Source organism: Paenibacillus sp. 01T443 (assembly GCF_056398325.1).
Genome location: NZ_JBFTPE010000029.1, coordinates 17920 through 35657 on the forward strand (window position 1 = coordinate 17920; position 17738 = coordinate 35657).

General features: G+C 46.3%; 14 protein-coding genes and 1 pseudogene. 11 read left to right on the top strand and 4 right to left on the bottom strand.

The features are described 5' to 3' along the window. Positions 1–119 precede the first annotated feature (119 nt). Positions 120–878: a DeoR/GlpR family DNA-binding transcription regulator gene (locus AC1DLI_RS30410; RefSeq protein WP_477608820.1), complete on the bottom strand. Its 759-nt coding sequence runs from the start codon at positions 876–878 to the stop codon at positions 120–122. A 174-nt stretch (positions 879–1052) separates the two neighbouring features. Between AC1DLI_RS30410 and AC1DLI_RS30415 the strand changes: the two genes are divergently transcribed. Continuing rightward, positions 1053–2096 carry an oxidoreductase gene (locus tag AC1DLI_RS30415; RefSeq protein WP_477608822.1) on the top strand — a complete coding sequence of 348 codons (1044 nt, stop codon included), beginning with the start codon at positions 1053–1055 and terminating at the stop codon, positions 2094–2096. 371 nt (positions 2097–2467) lie between these two features. Here the strand turns inward: AC1DLI_RS30415 and AC1DLI_RS30420 are convergent, their stop codons facing one another. Both AC1DLI_RS30420 and AC1DLI_RS30425 read right to left on the bottom strand, forming a co-directional pair. Further along, positions 2468–3199: a hypothetical protein gene (locus AC1DLI_RS30420; RefSeq protein ID WP_477608824.1), complete on the bottom strand. Its 732-nt coding sequence runs from the start codon at positions 3197–3199 to the stop codon at positions 2468–2470. Between the two features lie 41 nt (positions 3200–3240). Further along, positions 3241–4125, bottom strand: a complete 885-nt coding sequence (locus AC1DLI_RS30425; protein ID WP_477608826.1) for a helix-turn-helix domain-containing protein — start codon at positions 4123–4125, stop codon at positions 3241–3243. A 172-nt stretch (positions 4126–4297) separates the two neighbouring features. Here AC1DLI_RS30425 and AC1DLI_RS30430 point away from each other — a divergent pair, with 172 nt between their 5' ends. The 8 genes from AC1DLI_RS30430 to AC1DLI_RS30465 all read left to right on the top strand — a co-directional run bounded on the left by AC1DLI_RS30430 (position 4298) and on the right by AC1DLI_RS30465 (position 14872). Continuing rightward, positions 4298–6970: a family 78 glycoside hydrolase catalytic domain gene (locus AC1DLI_RS30430; protein ID WP_477608828.1), complete on the top strand. Its 2673-nt coding sequence runs from the start codon at positions 4298–4300 to the stop codon at positions 6968–6970. Then, positions 6963–8243: an MGH1-like glycoside hydrolase domain-containing protein gene (locus tag AC1DLI_RS30435; protein WP_477608830.1), complete on the top strand. Its 1281-nt coding sequence runs from the start codon at positions 6963–6965 to the stop codon at positions 8241–8243. Before AC1DLI_RS30430 ends, AC1DLI_RS30435 begins: the two co-directional genes overlap by 8 nt. A 71-nt stretch (positions 8244–8314) precedes the next feature. Then, on the top strand, positions 8315–9625 hold the full coding sequence (locus tag AC1DLI_RS30440; RefSeq protein WP_477608832.1) for an ABC transporter substrate-binding protein: 1311 nt from the start codon (positions 8315–8317) through the stop codon (positions 9623–9625). 56 nt (positions 9626–9681) lie between these two features. After that, complete coding sequence (locus AC1DLI_RS30445; protein ID WP_477608892.1) at positions 9682–10581, top strand: carbohydrate ABC transporter permease; 900 nt, start codon at positions 9682–9684, stop codon at positions 10579–10581. A 2-nt stretch (positions 10582–10583) separates the two neighbouring features. Continuing rightward, a complete protein-coding gene (locus tag AC1DLI_RS30450; protein ID WP_477608834.1) occupies positions 10584–11426 on the top strand; it encodes a carbohydrate ABC transporter permease in 843 nt (280 codons plus the stop codon). A 92-nt stretch (positions 11427–11518) separates the two neighbouring features. Continuing rightward, the gene (locus tag AC1DLI_RS30455) at positions 11519–12988 is read left to right on the top strand and encodes a DUF5605 domain-containing protein (protein ID WP_477608836.1); all 1470 of its coding nucleotides are present in this window, start codon (positions 11519–11521) and stop codon (positions 12986–12988) included. A 406-nt stretch (positions 12989–13394) separates the two neighbouring features. After that, the gene (locus AC1DLI_RS30460) at positions 13395–13838 is read left to right on the top strand and encodes a cell wall hydrolase (RefSeq protein ID WP_477608838.1); all 444 of its coding nucleotides are present in this window, start codon (positions 13395–13397) and stop codon (positions 13836–13838) included. Positions 13839–14440: 602 nt separating this feature from the next. Beyond that, positions 14441–14872 (top strand): hypothetical protein, encoded by a 432-nt coding sequence (locus AC1DLI_RS30465; protein WP_477608840.1) that lies wholly within the window; start codon positions 14441–14443, stop codon positions 14870–14872. Positions 14873–14990: 118 nt separating this feature from the next. Here the strand turns inward: AC1DLI_RS30465 and AC1DLI_RS30470 are convergent, their stop codons facing one another. Continuing rightward, complete coding sequence (locus tag AC1DLI_RS30470) at positions 14991–15368, bottom strand: DUF3221 domain-containing protein (protein WP_477608842.1); 378 nt, start codon at positions 15366–15368, stop codon at positions 14991–14993. A gap of 918 nt (positions 15369–16286) precedes the next feature. On the opposite strand from AC1DLI_RS30470, the pseudogene AC1DLI_RS30475 reads away from it, so the two are divergent. After that, positions 16287–16388, top strand: a pseudogene (locus tag AC1DLI_RS30475) (TetR/AcrR family transcriptional regulator); the annotation flags it as partial. Positions 16389–16523: 135 nt separating this feature from the next. Continuing rightward, a complete protein-coding gene (locus AC1DLI_RS30480) occupies positions 16524–17288 on the top strand; it encodes an SDR family NAD(P)-dependent oxidoreductase (RefSeq protein ID WP_477608844.1) in 765 nt (254 codons plus the stop codon). The last annotated feature ends 450 nt before the right edge of the window (positions 17289–17738 follow it).

Here is a 17738-nt window from a genome sequence, read left to right on the forward strand (position 1 = left end):
AGTGAGAAAGGCCATCCTACAAAGAATGGTCTTTCACAAACTTGCCGGCTAGTCACTTCCTCAACTTCTTCCTGCGGTTGCTGCGACGGAATTAATGACAGTTCTCACCATGTTCCTGATTAAACAGGGACAATGATTATTTCAACATGATTGTCCTCAAAAATCTCTTTCATATTATGATCAGGTTCTTGATCCGTAATAATGATATTAATTTTTCCGAAATCGCAAATCCGATGAAAAAGTTGTTTATCGAATTTAGACGAATCAGCTAATACGATAACTTGATCAGCTCTTTCAATCATCTTTAGTTTCAAATAAGCTTCGTCAACAGAAGGGGCCGTTAACCCAGCGGAAGAAATGCCGCATGCGCCAAGAAACAATTTATCTACTTTGAAGTCTTCTAACATATCTAATGTACGAGGCCCGGAGACATTCCGGTGCCAGGCATTTAATTCGCCGCCCAGCAGTTGTGTCTTTATATCCGGGTTTTCACACAAAACACCGGCTATATCAATGGAATTGGTTACAACGACGTTGTTTTTCGTACTTAAGTATTCAGCGGTAAATTGTACGGTTGTCGAGGTATCCATTAATAAATAGTCTCCATCTTTAATAAGGGAAGCCGCAAATTGACCAATCGCGCGTTTGTTTCCTGAGTCTTGAAACCGTTCCCTGTAGCTTCTTATATTTTTGGTAAGGGTGGGCAGCATGGCTCCGCCCCGAATACGAATAATAGCACCGTCTTCTTCTAATTTGACTAAGTCGCGCCTCGCAGTATCGCGGGAAACGCCATAAAGCTCACAAATATCCTCAAGCTGAATTTTTTGTTTCTCTTTTAAATATTGAATAATCGATTGTGTTCTTTCATCTTGATTCATTATTTGACCTCTTCCAAAAAAGGATTTCACTTATAAGTATAAGTTTCTTGCCTAAATGTTTCAACATCGCTTAAAATTATAAGTATAAAACTTGAATATCTTGATTTATTTAATTTTTTAACTTATCATGAGGTCGTATTTAAATTTTTTTTGCAGATGAAGGGGATGGATTGTTTGAGAAAAGTAAAGGTCGGCATCATTGGTTATGGTTTTTCAGGGAAAACTTTTCATGCGCCTATTATCCAAACGGTTGAAGGACTAGAAATTTCAAAAATCGTTTCTTCAAATGCTCTGAAAGTAAAGGAAGTTTATCCTGGCGTCCAGATTGTTTCTGATGTTGAACAGCTGTTTACGGACCCTGCTATAGACCTTATTGTTATCACTACGCCAAACACTACGCATTATCCATTTGCCAAACAAGCCTTATTATCGGGAAAACATGTAGTGGTCGAGAAACCGTTCGTCATCCATTCTAAAGAAGCGCAGGAGCTGATCGAAATAGCTTCCAAGCAAAATAAAATAATAAGCGTTTATCAAAACAGAAGATGGGACAATGATTTCCTTACGGTTAAAGAATGCCTGGAGTCGGGCGTAATGGGTGAAATTTATTCGTATGAAGCGCATTATGACAGGTTTCGTCCTGAAGTAAGCAGTCGTTGGAGAGAGCAAAATTTGGAAGGCTCGGGCATGCTTTATGACCTTGGCTCGCATTTGATTGACCAAGCTCTTCATTTATTTGGACTTCCCGAAACGGTGTTCGGCGATGTGATGGCCCAAAGAAACGATTCGGTTACCGATGATTATTTTCATATTATTTTAGGATATGGCAGAATGAGGGTTATTTTGCATTCCGGTTCGTTCGTGAAGAGCGCAGGTCCTAAATTTCAAATACACGGGGATAAGGGCAGCTTTACTAAATATGGTTTGGACTCGCAAGAGGATTCATTAAAGCGAGGGAAAGTGCCAGGCGACGCTAATTGGGGTAAGGACCTCGAAGAAAGCTATGGAGAATTATCGGTAAATGTAGGTGATCTGCTGCTGAAAGGAAAGCTTGAAACAAAAACAGGCGCATATGAATCTTTTTATAAAGGCATTTACGAATCCATCACTGAAAACAAACCAGTTCCTGTAAACGCAGCCGATGCCATGAATACGATAAAGATTATCGAGTTGGTTAAAAAGAGCGGTCAGGAAAAAAGAGTCGTTTCATTCGAATAAACGGATATTAACAACGTTCTCCAATGAAATAATTTCTCCATTCAATGCGGTTTGGGCCCGTTATGATAGCGCATAAATGTCAAGCGGAGGAGTCTCAGGATGTTTCAAATCTCAGAAGAAAATAAAGTTATAGACTAGGAAAATAGAGTGTCGCGTAACACTTGATTTCAAAAGGACGCTCGTAAACAGGCCGTAACGGTGGGTTCTTCAGCTCTTTTAGCGACCGGCAGTCTAGGACCCGATCCAAGGCTGCCGTTGGTTTATTACTTAGGTAGTCTAATACTTATTTAAGCGGACTTGGCGCTTTTCTAAAGGCGCTGATCCTGCGCGGATCAATACAGTTGAGTCATATACTATATTCGCACAGGAAATTAATAGGGCTGATGCGTACGTCGCTCTATAATCCGCTCTGAGCGTTCATGCTCCGCCAAGGTCCCTTTTAAAAACGCCCTCAGGCTGTAATCCCCTGCCCGGAACACCTTCCCGTGATAGAACCATACGACGGCCAGCGTTCCAGATAGTAGGAAGAGACGGCTGAAGCGGATGAGGCGATTGATGCCTTTCGGGCGTTTCCTAGCGAACTGCCTTAAAGCGTCGGATTGGAATTCGATATGCATCGACTCATCACGGAGGATTTGTTCGCAAAGTTCGATCAGGGTGCGGGATTTCGTGGTCTTTTTCAATGCGTCGTAATAGACCGCCGCAATGATTTCGGCTGTCAGCAGTACCGTGATGGATTGCTCCAAAGTGGCAAAACGCCGCAACTTTCGGAACGTCTGATCCACCCAATGCTTACGGATCGTCGGAATGTTCTGCTTGTCCATAAACAGGGCCAAATCCTGCGCATGCCGCTGCTCCTCGTGTACGAATTGGATCAGTGCCTGCAAATAGCTCTTGTCCGGATTGCCAGATATGAACCGCTTGGTGGATTCAATCAAATACTTACCTTCCGAACTTTCCCCGATTTGGAACTGCTGTATGGAACGGGCGATGGTAGCGTACTCCTGAGGGTCCAACCGATAGGGATCATCCCAGTAGATAGGCTGCAAGCTCTGTTTGTTTACGATGAAATATTCCGTCCACGCCGTAAAATTTTCGTCCAAGTGACACCTCGATTACCCAAAATGAATTAGGTGGGGTTGATTTATTCACCGATTTTAAGAGCCTTGGTTCTATACTGCAGAGGGGTACACCCGGTCAGCTTGCGGAACAGGGCATGGAAAAATTTCAGATCGGTATAGCCGATACGTCCAACAATTTCGCTGACGGGCAGGTCCGTCGTCTCCAGCATGACGCAGCTTCTCTGAATGCGGACATGCTGAACATAACGGTTAAAGGTTTGTCCGGTGGCTTGCTTGAACAGCTGCTGCAAATGATTGACACTGATGGAGCTAGAGCTCGCCATGTCCTTTAGGGTGAGCTGCTCATGCGCATGATGATGGATGAATTGGATCATATCCTCCACCTTCTCGCGGTAGCGATTCGTGGTTTGAAGCTTGTCTGCATTGGTTACCTCGGATTGCATGCGGTGTAGTAGAATCAAAATTTGCAGCAGAATCGTTTTGAGCATCGTACGATGCTCGGAGAATTGCTGGTGAAACTCCAGATAGGCCATCTGGAACATCTGGGAAAGACGGTTATGCTTGTCCTGATAATAGTACCAGCCCTGCTTCAGTTCCTGCGGTGAGTACAGCACCCGGTAGAGCTCAGATTGTGATGGTATCCAGTCCTTCACATCCTGAATCGCTTCAAGCTGAAAAATACAATTGCAAATAACCAGAGGTTCGGTCGATTGCGGGGACGATGGCCGGAAGACGTGAGAGGTCCCGATCGGCAGCAAAAATAAATCCCCTTTTTGAACAGGAATGGTCTGATCCCCAATAAATTGAAAGCCTCGCCCTTCCTCTACCAGGCAGATCTCAATAAAATCATGCGTATGATATTTGACCTTGAACGACTCGGTCTCCCGATTGAGAAAAATGGGGAAATCAGGTTTGAAAAAACGATCTCCAGTCAGCACCTGAACCATTTCTCATCTCCTTGTCTTGCTTTTTTTCATTTATTGTAAGCGCTTTATACGCAAAATATCAAGAAGAAAAAATGATAATGACCTATATCTATTGTGATATCAACCTATGAAAGTCGATTCATGATCTTTTATACTTTAATCAACGAAGCAGGATGCAGAGAGGAGCGCTAATGTGGGAATTACCGTAAGCCGTTTAAAAATGGTTCATAAGCCCGAGCCGCAGCAGAAGGCGACAAGCGCTGCCGCCAGCATGAGCTGGATGCTGCAATCCGCCGAGTCGGAGCAGCTTCAAAGTGCTTACCATATCCAGGCTGCATCTGCACAAGAGCAGCTGCTTCTGGGTAAGCCGGACCTGTGGGACAGCGGCGTTGTTGCATCGGGACAATCGCTGCATGTAGAATACCAGGGACTACTACCTAGAGCAGGCAAACGATGCTGGTGGAGAGTCAGAGTGTGGGATGAGTCTGGATCGCCATCGGAATGGAGTGAAGCAGCCGTTTGGACGCAAGCGCACCTTGAGCCATCGGAGTGGATTGCGCAATGGATTGGAAGCGTTATTCCGAAAGAGCTGGAGCTGCCTCCGGCAAGCTATCTGCGCAAAGCCTTTCAAACGGAAAGGCATGTAAAAAATGCAACCGCTTACGCAAGTGCATTAGGGCTTTATGAGCTATCAATTAATGGCAAGCGCGCGACCGACGAGCGGTTCGCCCCCGGATGGACGGATTATCATACCAGGTCACAATATCAGGTCTGCGATGTCACACACCTGTTGCAGCAGGGGAGCAATGCCATCGGAATTATTTTAGGCACAGGTTGGTACGCGGGTTATCTGGGGATGATGGGACGCCAGGTGTATGGGGAGTCTCCGAGGCTGCTGTTTCAGCTTCATCTGGCGTATGAGGACGGCAGTGAAGAATGGCTGATCTCGGACGACTCTTGGAGAATGAGCAAGGGGCCGATCCTTTACTCTGACATTATCAAAGGGGAGAAGTACGATGCCCGTCTGGCGCAGTCCGGTTGGGATGAGCCTGGTTTTCAGGATGTAGATTGGGAGCAGCCGCACTGCTTTGAGCCTTACGAAGGGGAGTTGACACTGCAGCGTGATCCGCCGATCCGGGTGATGGAGCAGATTCGTCCGTTATCTGTCAGGAAGACAGAGCAGGGCAGCTATATATACGACCTTGGGCAAAATATTGCCGGCTGGACACGACTACAAATAAGTGGGTGTTCCGGACAGGAAATTACGGTTCGGCATGCGGAGATGCTGGATGCTGACGGATCGTTGTACTTCGCCAATCTCCGCAAGGCGGTTCAAACGGACATTTATATTTTGCGGGGGAATGGATCCGAGGAGCTGGAACCACATTTTACCTATCACGGCTTCCGCTATGTGGAAGTAGAAGGTGCGGAGGATGAGCTAACCCTAGACCAACTGCTTGGACTCGCCGCCTACTCGGCTGCTGAAGCATCGGGCTGGGTAGAAACATCGGATGAGATGATTAATCGGCTGTACAGTAATATTGTCTGGGGGCAAAAGGGGAATTTCTTCAGTGTTCCGACAGATTGCCCGCAGCGGGATGAACGACTCGGCTGGACGGGAGACGCGCAAATCTTTGTACGTACGGCCTGCTATAACATGGATGTCGAAGCCTTTTTCAAAAAATATATGGTGGATGTAGCTGATGCGCAGCGGGAAGACGGCGCGTTCCCGGATACGGCACCGGATGCGAACTGGTCATACTTCAAGCAGGTATCGAGCGCGAAGTGGTTCGCACCGGATAATGCGGGGTGGGGAGATGCGGGTATCATTATCCCGTGGACGTTGTATCTGATGTACGGAGATGCTGCCATTCTAAAGCAATATTACGATCGAATGAAGCAATGGGTCGACTACTTGAAGGCTAATAGCAATCATCTGATCCGGCCGGATTATGCCGATCACGCCGACTGGTTGTCGGTGAATGCGGATACGCCAAAAGATGTGTTGGCCACGCAATATTTTGCCTACAGTACTCGGTTGTTTGCTCGGATTGCTGCCCTTGTCGGCAATGAAGCGGATGCGGCTAGCTATGATGAATTATTCGAACAAATAAAGAGGGCTTTTACGAGCCGATTTGTTACAACGGACGGCATCATTGAAGGAGATACCCAGACGGTATATGCGCTGGCTTTATATTTTGACCTGCTGACCGAGGAACAGAGTGAGAAGTCGGCTCGGCGGCTGGTACAGCTCATTGAGGAGAATGGCAATCATCTATCGACGGGTTTCCTCGGCGTAGGATATCTTCTTCCTGTATTGTCCGAGATTGGCCAAAATGAGCTTGCCTACACGCTGCTTCATCAGGAAAGCTACCCTTCTTGGCTGTACTCCGTCAAGCATGGGGCTACGACGATCTGGGAGCGTTGGGACGGCTGGACAGAGCACGGCGGCTTCCAAAGCCCAAGCATGAACTCGTTCAACCATTATTCGCTAGGTTCGGTCGGAGAGTGGATGTTCCGTTACATGGCAGGATTGGAACCCGATCCGGAGCGGCCAGGCTTCAAGCACATCCGGTTTCAGCCAAGGCCGGGAGGAAAACTGAAATATGTAAAAGCGCATTATGAGAGCGGATACGGCCGCATCGAAGCAAGCTGGGAATATGATGAGCAGCAAGGAATTACGGTCAAGCTCACTCTGCCGCCCAATACGACTGCTTCTGTGATTTTGTCAGAGCCGGCGGTGCGAGCGCAAGGTCAGGCGAAATCGCTTGAAGCGGGCAGCTTGCATTATGAGGTAGGCTCAGGAGCGTATACCTTTTACTGCGTGCAGACAGGGAAAAAGGAAGGAGAAGCAGACCATGAGTGAAGCTTTCGAGCATTATGAACAGCTGTTAAGAGCTTATATTGGCGAGAAGGCGCATACCATTCTGAAGGCGCCCGCTCATTATCTCAAGCATCCCTTTGTGGATCCCGGCTCCATCTATGACGGCAATCTATGGGACTGGGATTCCTTCTGGGCGGTCTATGCGCTGCTGAATATGGCGGAGGATGTGAGCAGAGACCGTTATATCGCACATGCCAAGGGCAATATTTTTAACTTCCTGGATTATCAGCTTGAGGATGGCTACATCCCGATGATGATTGAGAAGAGCAAGCTGCCCGAGCCATATTTGATCGGCAAGCGCAAGGAAGGGCATGTCATGAACATGCACAAGCCCTTCCTGTGCCAGCAGGTTGCGATTATAAGCGGAGCATGCGGGGATTACAGCTGGATCGAGCCGCATCTGGAGCAGCTTGAGCGCTACTTTGATTGCTATGACCGTTTCTATTATCACGAGAATAGCCGGCTGTATGTGTGGGCGGACGATGTGATGATCGGAATGGATAATGATCCGGCAACCTTTGGTCGTCCGCGCTTCTCAACTGCGAATATCTATTTGAACAGCTTTATGGTCAGCGATATGAAAGCCTTTGCATTTATTGCTGCTCACCTTGGTCGCTCTGAACTGCAGTCGCGCTTTGAAGAGAAGGCAGCCGAGCTCAGTAAGGCCATTCAGGAGGAATGCTGGGATCAGCGGGACAAGTTTTATTATTCGGTTGATGTGGATATTAAAACCCGTGCTTATGATTGGTTCCATACTGGACTAGGGGTGTTCTGGAGAACATTACCTATTAAAATAAGGGTATGGTCTGGTTTCATTCCGCTGTGGGCGGGCATTGCCGATGATAGGCAGGCTGCTCTGCTGGCGGAGCTTCATGCAGCAGATAAAAATACGTTTAACAGCCCGTCCGGAATGGCAACGCTTGCCCAAGATGAGAAAATGTTCGATTGCCGGGCAACGAATAATCCGTCCAACTGGCTTGGCCCGGTCTGGATCGTTGCCAATTATGTGGTCTTCCGCGGCCTAATGAATTATGGATATGTGAAGCAAGCCGAGGAGCTGTGCATTAAGACGGTAACGCTGCTCGGCAGGGATCTGGAGAAAACGGGCGTACTTCATGAGTACTATATTCCAGAAACCGGAGAGCCAGTCATGAACGGCGGATTTTTGAATTGGAACCTGCTTGTACTGAACATGATTGATGAGATGCGCGGCAAACCGCCGATCAGCAGCTTTCTTGGGATTCATTTTCCTTGAAATGAAACCGATAGCCATTATGCGACATCGTTAATGTTTTGGCTTGCTAACTAAAAGGGAGGTTTTTTAACATGTTCAAAAACAGAATGTTATGGTCTTCGCTGCTCGTCACCCTGATGATTTTCCTCGCTGCATGCGGCAACTCGTCGACTAACAGTCCTTCCGGCAGTAATAAAGGGGAGGAAGCCGCAGTGAAAAACGTGGAATTGCGGATGATGTGGTGGGGATCTCAGGCGCGTCATGAAGCAACATTAAAGGTCATTGAATTGTTTGAGGGCAAAAATCCTAACATTTCGATTAATGCCGAATATTTGGGAGCGGACGGCTACTGGGACAAGCTGAATACCCAAATTGCGGGAGGCAATGCGCCTGATCTCATTCAGCTGGGCAACAATTACCCAGACTATGTATCCCGCGGTACGCTGCTTGAATTGGACCCGTTCATGGGCAATGAAATTAATTTAAGCGATTTTGACGAGGCGATTGCTACAAGCGGCAAGCTGAATGATAAGCAATATGGCATTAATCTTGGTTCCAATGCACTTGGCATCGTGTATAACACCGAGTTGATCAAAAAAGCAGGCATGGAGCCGCCGAAAGCGGGTTTGAGCTGGGATGAGCTGGAGCAGTACAGCAAAGAGCTTGTAGGCAAGCTTGGCAGCGGCTACTATGCTTTTGCAGACCAATCTGCCTTTACCCATTATGTTGGACATTATGTGCGGCAAAGCGGCAAAGCGCTGTTTGATGGCAGCGACATTTCCTTTGATGAAGCAGACATGACCTCTTGGTTTGAAATGTGGAAGCGTTTCCGTGATGAAGGCATTATTCCTCCAGCAGAGAAATCGGCCGCTTATTTGGAAGTTGCGCCTGACAATTCTATGCTGGTTGAAGGTAAAACCGCGATGGTCGTCATGTGGTCCAATCAGATGAAGGCCTTCCAGGAAGCGATGCAGGATGAGCTGGAGATGATCCCGCTGCCAAGTGGCGGTACTGAGAAGGGCATGTGGATTCAGCCTAGCCAGTTCCTGGGAGTAAGCGCAAAAACCGAGCATGGCAAGGAAGCGGCAGCGTTTATTAACTTCTTCGTCAATGATCCTGAAGCAACAGCGATCTTAAGCAGCGACAGAGGTATTCCGGGTTCCAAGGTCGTTCGTGAAGCTCTGAAAGCGAGTGCAGAGCCCATTGTATTGAAGACGTATAACTATCTGGATGTGGCCGCTGAGCAGTCCCGCGAGATGGACCGTGAAATGCCTAACATTGCCGAGTGGGATGCCGCTTTGAAAAATGCGGCTCAGAAAATATCTTTCGGCACGGCTTCTGCCCAAGAAGCTGCCCAAGAAGCTTTGAAGGCTGCTCAAGCTGCAGCCGCCAAAGCGAAATAAAATTCCAATAGGAGGGACCGCGTTTGAATCAATCAGCTAAATCAAATCGGACTTCAATGTATCTCAAGGGGCTGTGGAAGAAAAATGCGGTCCCCTACCTTTTTCTTCTACCCTGGTTTTTGGGGGTTTTCGCACTAACGATCGGACCGATGATCAGCTCATTGTATCTCTCTTTTACCCAATATGACATGCTGACACCATCCAAATGGATCGGGACCGAAAACTATGCCCGAATGTTCGATGATCCCCGCTACATGCAATCGTTAAAGGTAACTTTTACTTATGTATTCGTATCCGTTCCGTTCAAGCTGATTTTTGCGCTTGCGGTAGCCATGCTGCTGAACAAAGGAATACGTGCACTTCCGCTGTACCGGACGGTCTATTACATTCCGACCCTGCTTGGGGGAAGCGTAGCGATAGCTGTGCTGTGGCGCAAAATGTTTGGCGGCGGCGGCGTGCTGAATGAGTTTTTGCTCAGCGTGTTTGGCATTCAGGCCCCGGACTGGGTATCGAATCCCAAATATGCGATTTATTCGATTATAGCGTTAACCGTATGGCAGTTTGGCTCATCGATGATTATATTTTTGGCGGGCTTAAAGCAGATTCCGATGGAGCTATATGAGGCATCCGAGGTGGATGGGGCAGGCAGAATGCGCCGCTTCTTCAATATTACGATTCCGATGCTCTCGCCGGTTATCTTCTTCAATCTGGTCATCCAGCTCATTACGGCCTTTCAGGCCTTTACTCCAGCCTTCATTATTAGTGGCGGCAAGGGCGGGCCGATTGACTCGACGCTGTTCTATACCCTGTATCTCTATCAGAAGGGCTTTGCCTTCTTCGAGATGGGTTATGCTTCAGCCATGGCGTGGGGACTTCTGGTCATTATTGCGGTATTTACAGCTATTATTTTTGGTACATCCAAGTATTGGGTTAATTATGCGGACGGGGGGAAATGACGATGAATACAACTTCAAGAGCACAGACCATGGGTACGCACCTCTTCGTCATTTTGCTMGGTCTCGTTATGCTCTACCCGATAATTTGGCTGGTGGTCAGCTCGTTCAAACCAAGCTACCTCATATTTTCGGATTTGTCGATTTGGCCCAAAGAGGTCACGCTGGACAATTATACAAAGGGTTGGTCAGGCGTATCCAAATCCTCCTTCGGCACGTTCATTGGCAATTCCATTATGCTCGGACTGATTTGCGTGGTGGGAAACCTGGTTTCATGCTCGATGGCGGCCTATGCATTTGGCAGGCTGAACTTCTCCTGGAAGAAAGTGTGGTTCGCGCTGATGATGGTGACGATTATGCTGCCGCATCACGTAACGGTCATTCCACAATATGTTTTTTTCTTCAAAATGGGTTGGGTAGACACGTTCGGTCCACTATTTGTACCTAAGCTGCTGGCAACAGAGGCATTCTTTATTTTCCTCATGGCGCAGTTTATTCGCGGCTTGCCGCGTGACCTGGACGAGTCCGCGACGATTGACGGCTGCGGGACGATACAGATTTACTGGCGAATTATTTTGCCGCTTGCTTTTCCAGCGCTGATTACAACTGCCATCTTCACGTTTATCTGGACTTGGGATGATTTCTTCAGCCAATTGCTGTATCTGAACTCACCGGATCATTATACGGTACCGCTTGGTCTGCGCCTGTTTATGGACTCCTCTGGTGAATCGAACTGGGGTCCTATGTTCGCGATGTCAGTGGTCTCGTTGATCCCGGCCCTGATCATTTTCTTCTCCCTGCAGCGATACTTTGTGGAGGGCATTTCTACGACGGGGATTAAAGGGTAAGCAGCGGAAAAGGATTAGTTAAGGCGGCATGTTAGACAGCAGTAGGCGTTCTCCAGCCTACTGCTGCAAACGAAGATGAAGGGGGAAATCGCATGACGGTACGGGAAGCAGCAGTGGAGCGGTGGGGGCAATWTGAGCTTTCACTGGCCGGTCCACAGGAGGGCAACCCTTATGCGGAGCAGGAGCTGAAGGGATATTTTAGCAAAGACGGGCATGAGGTATCGGTTAGGGGATTCTATGACGGGGGCGGCGTATACCGCATTCGATTCATGCCGGAGCAAGAGGGGCGGTGGACTTATAGAACCGAGAGCTCGGCAGCGCAGTTGAATGGACAGACGGGAAGCTTTGAATGTATCCCTGCCCGGGATGGGAATCATGGTCCGGTCAGGGTGAAGGATGAGTACCAGTTTGCCTATGCGGACGGCAGCAGCTATGCGCCTTTTGGTACCACCTGTTATGCGTGGATTCATCTGGACGAGGCTATGCAGCAGCAGACGCTGGCTACTCTGGCAGAAGCGCCGTTTAATAAGCTGCGGATGTGCGTTTTTCCGAAGCATTATGCGTTTAACTCAACCGATCCGGACTGCTATCCGTTTGTGAAGAAAGAAGGCGGCGGCTTTGATCTGGAGCGGTTCGATCCGCGTTTTTTTGCCAAGCTTGAGCAGCGCATATCCGATTTGCAGCAGCTTGGGATTGAGGCAGATTTGATTCTATTCCATCCGTATGACAAAGGGCGTTGGGGCTTTGATGCCATGGAAGCGTCAAGTGATGATTATTATTTGCGCTATGTGATTGCCCGCCTGGCTTCCTTCCGCAATGTATGGTGGGCGCTGGCTAATGAATATGATTTTATGGAAGAGAAGCACATGACGGATTGGGACCGCCTGCTGCAGCTGACACAGGAGGAAGATCCTTACGCACATCTGCGTTCCATTCATAATGGCACGAAGATGTATGATCATGCCAGTGTCGTGTTCTATGATCATAAGCAGCCTTGGATTACTCATCTCAGCGTTCAGCATTGGGATGTAACGATGCCGCCGATCTGGCACAGGCAATTCCATAAGCCTATCGTGGTGGATGAATGCTGCTATGAAGGCAATCTGCCGCAGCGCTGGGGCAATGTGACAGGCGAGGAAATGGTGCGCCGTTTCTGGGATATCATCGCCCGTGGCAGCTACTGCACGCATGGAGAAACCTATGCCGATGAGCATGATACCATTTGGTGGGCCAAAGGAGGCAAGCTGCATGGCGACAGCCCGGAGCGAATCCGCTTTCTGCGGACGATTCTGGAGGCTGCACCGGAAAACTGCAAGCCGATTCCTGAGGTATATGATGTACCGACCATTGGAATCGAAGGGGAGTACTACCTCCAATACTTTGGCATTCACCGTCCAGCATACCGGATCATTGAGCTGCCTGAAGGCAGCAGCTTCAAAGCGGAAATCATCGATACTTGGGAAATGAAGATTACCGAGGTCGAGGGACTGCTAAGCGGAACAAGCCGGTTGGAGCTGCTGGATAAAATTTATCAGGCCGTTAGGCTGACGCGCGTGTCTTAATGTAGCAGCAGCAGATAGCTGTTAGGTTGGTCTCATTGAACGCTGACCGCAAGGAGGGAGCTTTTTTCAAGCTTCCCTTTCTTGGCGGCCAGTGTTCTTTTTTTGGAACCTAACGGATATCTCTAAAAATGTGTCAAAGGGTAGTGCTTGCAATCGTTTGCTAAGGAGACGAATAGTAATTCATCTTAGGCATGTTTGTGATAATGCTCATTGTCATGAATCAGGGGGGAAATAGTCCCGTAAAAAGGCTTTTAGTTTCTTTTTCAAGAATATTTGACCTTTTGGCCCTTTTAGGGACACATCCCTTAAACATCGTACGGGGTCTTACTTTATTCACATTTATAATTGGTAACACATCCGCTTCACCTACAATATGATGAGTCTAGAAATCTAAAGAGGTGAGTCAATGGCAGTCGTAAAAGCCAGGAAACAGGATATTGATATGTTGGCAAGGTTGCTTCGAGCTGAAGCTGAGACCGAAGGCGAAATGGGCATGCTCCTAGTTGGAAATGTTGGCATTAACCGAATAAGAGGGAATTGCTCCGATTTTAAAGATATCCGGACAATTCCCCAAATGATCAACCAGCCGCATGCGTTCGAAGCGTTGCAACATGGTATGTACTATCAAAATGCAAGAGAGCGGGAACGCCGTCTGGCGCAACGGGCTGTGAATGGGGAGCGGAATTGGCCAGCCAAATTCTCCCTATGGTATTTCCGTCCAGGATCGTTCGAAAGTCCCGGACCATGTCCGCCAACTTGGTATAATCAGCCGTTCGTAGGACGATGGAAGAAGCACTGTTTTTATGAACCGACCGCGAAAGAATGTGAAAATGTATATAATACGTTTTAATTTTATAAACGAAAAGAGCTCATTAGGATCTCTTAACCTGACTTGTCACAGCCATGTGTCGGTTGACAAGAACAGTAGCCGAATGAAGTCTGCTTGAATTGCGGGCTTTATTTATTATCGGGTCAAGTTCTTGTCATTTTAAAAAAAGATAAATCACGATGGGTGAAGAATAAGTTGTTGTCGGGTTAGAGATTGAACTAACGGGTAACGATAGTTGAATAAAACAAATCGATGAGCAGGTGCTACCGCAACTGCTCTTTTTCATTAAACTAACCGGCAGTTTAACGTAATTTAGCGTAACAATGGATTTGGTATATGAGAGGTGTATAATATCCTGATAATGAGCAAGAAGGTGTTCATAAATAAATATCATTAGGCTTCTTTTTGGAGGGTTATAGATGTTCATAAGCAATAAGAAGAAAATTAGAGGCTGGAAAAGACACGTAAGAAAAATTGAAAAGTGGAAGCGACGAGTTATTGATTTAGACATAGAACATCTACATCAATACCAAAGGGATTATGCAAAACTTTGAGTTCATCCATTTTACGCCATTCCACGCAGAAATCCTCCTGTCTGGTACAATCGACTTCTCCTTGAAGCGATGTTGGATGTTTATAGAAGTTGGTATGAAACGTTATCAAAATTTGATAAAGATTTCTATCTAAAATTATGGATATATGACCCCCACTTCATCAACTCGCAAGTTGTAGCTGCGTATAAAGGTTTTCTTCACTTTTACGACCAAACGTTTGATGTTGGAAATCAAGAAAAACAATTCCCTTTACACAAGTACACTTACCTAAGAGAAAAGTTAGAAATGTTCGATTGGCACCTACATATAGATAGCGACATTTACACAGAGAGCGACCTAATTGACAATATCCAGCAAGGTTGGACGAGTGAAAATGAAGTCGAAGCTATTAAAGGGAAGGCTTACAAAGTCGAAACAGATTATCTTTCTGATGGAGATACAGATAAAACTTACAGTGTGAAAGTTGGAGATGTTTGGGTTGGTTTAATAAAGAAACACTAATTAACGCTCCATATTGATGGGGTTGTTTTGTACATACAGTGACTGTGTAAGCACTCAACTAACAGACAGGATAGTTGAATCAATTACGGGCATTATATTACCAGAAATTTTGTTCAGATTAGTTGGGAGTAACTTTAATGTCTTTCATAGAGCGGATCGGAGGATTGGATTCGAACTGATGGGATGAATCCCACTTTACCTCAACGCTCTGGCCAATGTTTATTTTGTTGTACATTTCTTCTGATAAAGTGTACCAAGATGAATCATTTTGTGATCTAGCCAAGCTTTCTAATTCTTTCAAGGACATTTTTTCGTAGGCGATTCCTTCTGTTTTAGGAATTAGCAAAAATCTAAATTTCCCACTCATTACATCTGTATAAACAATTGTTCCAAGGGAAGTGCTTATATTGTCTGAATTGGTAACACCGTTGTTTGTGCAACCCGATATAAGAAGCAATAGAATTATAAGACCATATGGCAAAATCCCTAAATTCATTGTCGATCCCTCCTATAGGTTACTTTATAACGGAGTTAGATCTGAATTTGTTGCATGGTAAGTTAATTTATAACCTCTTAAATTATCGTCATGAATGATGGGGATAATTGTAATATGCGAAGGAGGGAAACTAATTAAGGAGAACAAAAATATACAGGTTATCGGGTTGTTAACAACAGTAATGGGGTTACTATATGTTCCAACTATAATACAGGTACTTTGGAATTTAGAATCAGCTGAAATAGGTTTACTGTGGTGCTTTATTCAATTATTCATTGGTGTTGCTTTGTGTTCTAAAGACTGGCAACGAATACGGAATCCTATTTTGCTTGCTAATTTCATTTATCAGTTGATATGGAGTTATTTAATAATTGACCAGATTATAGTTGTGGGAAACCGCATAGATTACTACCCTTACCTTTTACATATTGTTATGGCTTCTAGTTCAGGGTGGTATTATTTCAAGTACAGAAAAAAGGCTTCTTCATTACGCTAACGGGTAACGATAGTAGAATAACGATCATAAAGGCTGCCTTTTTTTAAAAAACTTATGAGGAGGCGGCTATTTATGGACGTGCCATCCGAGGCTAATCGATACAGACCGAAAATAACAGGATTAGCTTGAAGACATTAAACGTATAAAAAAAGGGTTTTCAGCAAAAATACGATTACCTCTAATTCGAAAACTGTGATTTTACGCTGAATACTGAGTTCATAAACTACGATCCACCTATAAGTGTTGAATACGGTACGAAGCTTCCCAATCATCATCTTGACAGGAATATCGGGCGGGTTAGGCATGCTTCTCGGAATAGGTTTTATGCTCATTCGAAAAAGAGATACCTAGAATTGGGAATGGAATAATTCTTTACCGATCGGTCTCAATATGCTAAGATGTTGTTGAAGGAGGCATACGAGATGGCCAGAACCAAGGAATTCGATGAAGATGCGGTGTTGCTCAAAGCAATGCGGTTGTTTTGGGAACAAGGCTATGAGAAGACATCCATGCGGGACTTCGTCTCATCATCGAAACAACAATGTCAATTTTGAAGTATAACTAAATTTTTTTGACCAATTGAGACTGATCGTTCTCAAAAGGAAGATGGTATAGATGAATACTAATAATCGATTATTAATCGACAAAGGAGCTAGACAATGGGAAAACTAAATGGAAAAGTCACTTTAATTACAGGTGGAAGTAGCGGTATCGGCTTCGCAACCGCAAAATTGTTCGTGGCAGAGGGTGCAAAAGTCGTTATAACCGGCCGTAATCAGGATGCTTTAAACAAGGCAGTGGAAGAGCTAGGCGCCGCCAACGCGCTTGCTGTTCAGGCGGATGCCGCCGATCCAACAAGCGGGGAAAAAGCCGTGGCTGCTGCGATTGAAAAATTCGGCCGTCTTGATGTTGTATTCGCTAATGCAGGTATTTCCGGTCATACTCCAGCAGGAGGGACGGAGCTTTCCGTTTTCGAGGAGGTTCTTAAGATTAACGTTACTGGTGTCTTTTTCACCGTACAAGCAGCTTTGCCTCATTTGAACTCGGGTGCTTCGGTGATCTTAAACAGTTCTGTGCTTGCCAAGGCAGGAAGCCCGGGATGGTCGGCCTATGCGGCGAGCAAAGGGGCCGTCAGCAGTATGGCGAGAGTTCTGGCTTCTGAACTGTCGCCGCGGGGCATTCGTGTGAATACCGTTTCCCCTGGAGCGACGCGGACGCCTATTTGGGGGGAGCCTGAAGGAATAGCGCAAATGGATCCTGTACTTTCGCGTATGATTCCGATGAACCGTTTGGGCGAACCGCTTGAGATAGCAAATGTCGCTTTGTTCCTGGCCTCAGATGACTCTTCTTATGTCCAAGGCGCTGAAATTAGCGTAGATGGAGGCGCGGACTCCTCACCGTTCGGGGCTCCAATTTATCGCTAATGGAAGACTGATAGTATCTCCTTTGAATATTCGCAATGATGCTGGAAACGGGCGGCGTTCTCATCGGCGATGAAGTGAAAATTTCCGTTGATATCGAGGCTATTTCTCAAGGCTATTCGTTAAAATTAGCGTTCCTATAAAGCGGTTTGCCGGGCAAATGCCAAGGTGAGCCGTTTTTTGTTGCTGTTATGCGTTTTCAGAGTTTCGATGTAAAGAGGAACAAACGAAATAGAACATTGTTGTCTATACATGCGAAAAGCTGCCCTTCAATTGCAGATTTTTATTATTTCACCTGCATGCAATACGGGTATCATACTTTGGACTACTGTTTTAATATGTGCGCATTTTCGATAACTCATTCGTTCCCTGCTGGGATCTCGAGAGTTTAACCATGATATTCGCAAGTTTTAGAATATTGTTGACGAAAATTGGGAAAATATATTTATCAAT

What these genes read in the sequence shown, in the direction of transcription:
- AC1DLI_RS30445 (WP_477608892.1), top strand. Translation starts at nt 9,682, where the DNA reads ATGTATCTCAAGGGGCTGTGGAAGAAAAATGCGGTCCCCTACCTTTTT.
- AC1DLI_RS30410 (WP_477608820.1), bottom strand. Translation starts at nt 878, where the DNA reads ATGAATCAAGATGAAAGAACACAATCGATTATTCAATATTTAAAAGAG.
- AC1DLI_RS30435 (WP_477608830.1), top strand. Translation starts at nt 6,963, where the DNA reads ATGAGTGAAGCTTTCGAGCATTATGAACAGCTGTTAAGAGCTTATATT.
- AC1DLI_RS30480 (WP_477608844.1), top strand. Translation starts at nt 16,524, where the DNA reads ATGGGAAAACTAAATGGAAAAGTCACTTTAATTACAGGTGGAAGTAGC.
- AC1DLI_RS30440 (WP_477608832.1), top strand. Translation starts at nt 8,315, where the DNA reads ATGTTCAAAAACAGAATGTTATGGTCTTCGCTGCTCGTCACCCTGATG.
- AC1DLI_RS30470 (WP_477608842.1), bottom strand. Translation starts at nt 15,368, where the DNA reads ATGAATTTAGGGATTTTGCCATATGGTCTTATAATTCTATTGCTTCTT.
- AC1DLI_RS30460 (WP_477608838.1), top strand. Translation starts at nt 13,395, where the DNA reads ATGGCAGTCGTAAAAGCCAGGAAACAGGATATTGATATGTTGGCAAGG.
- AC1DLI_RS30465 (WP_477608840.1), top strand. Translation starts at nt 14,441, where the DNA reads ATGTTGGATGTTTATAGAAGTTGGTATGAAACGTTATCAAAATTTGAT.
- AC1DLI_RS30425 (WP_477608826.1), bottom strand. Translation starts at nt 4,125, where the DNA reads ATGGTTCAGGTGCTGACTGGAGATCGTTTTTTCAAACCTGATTTCCCC.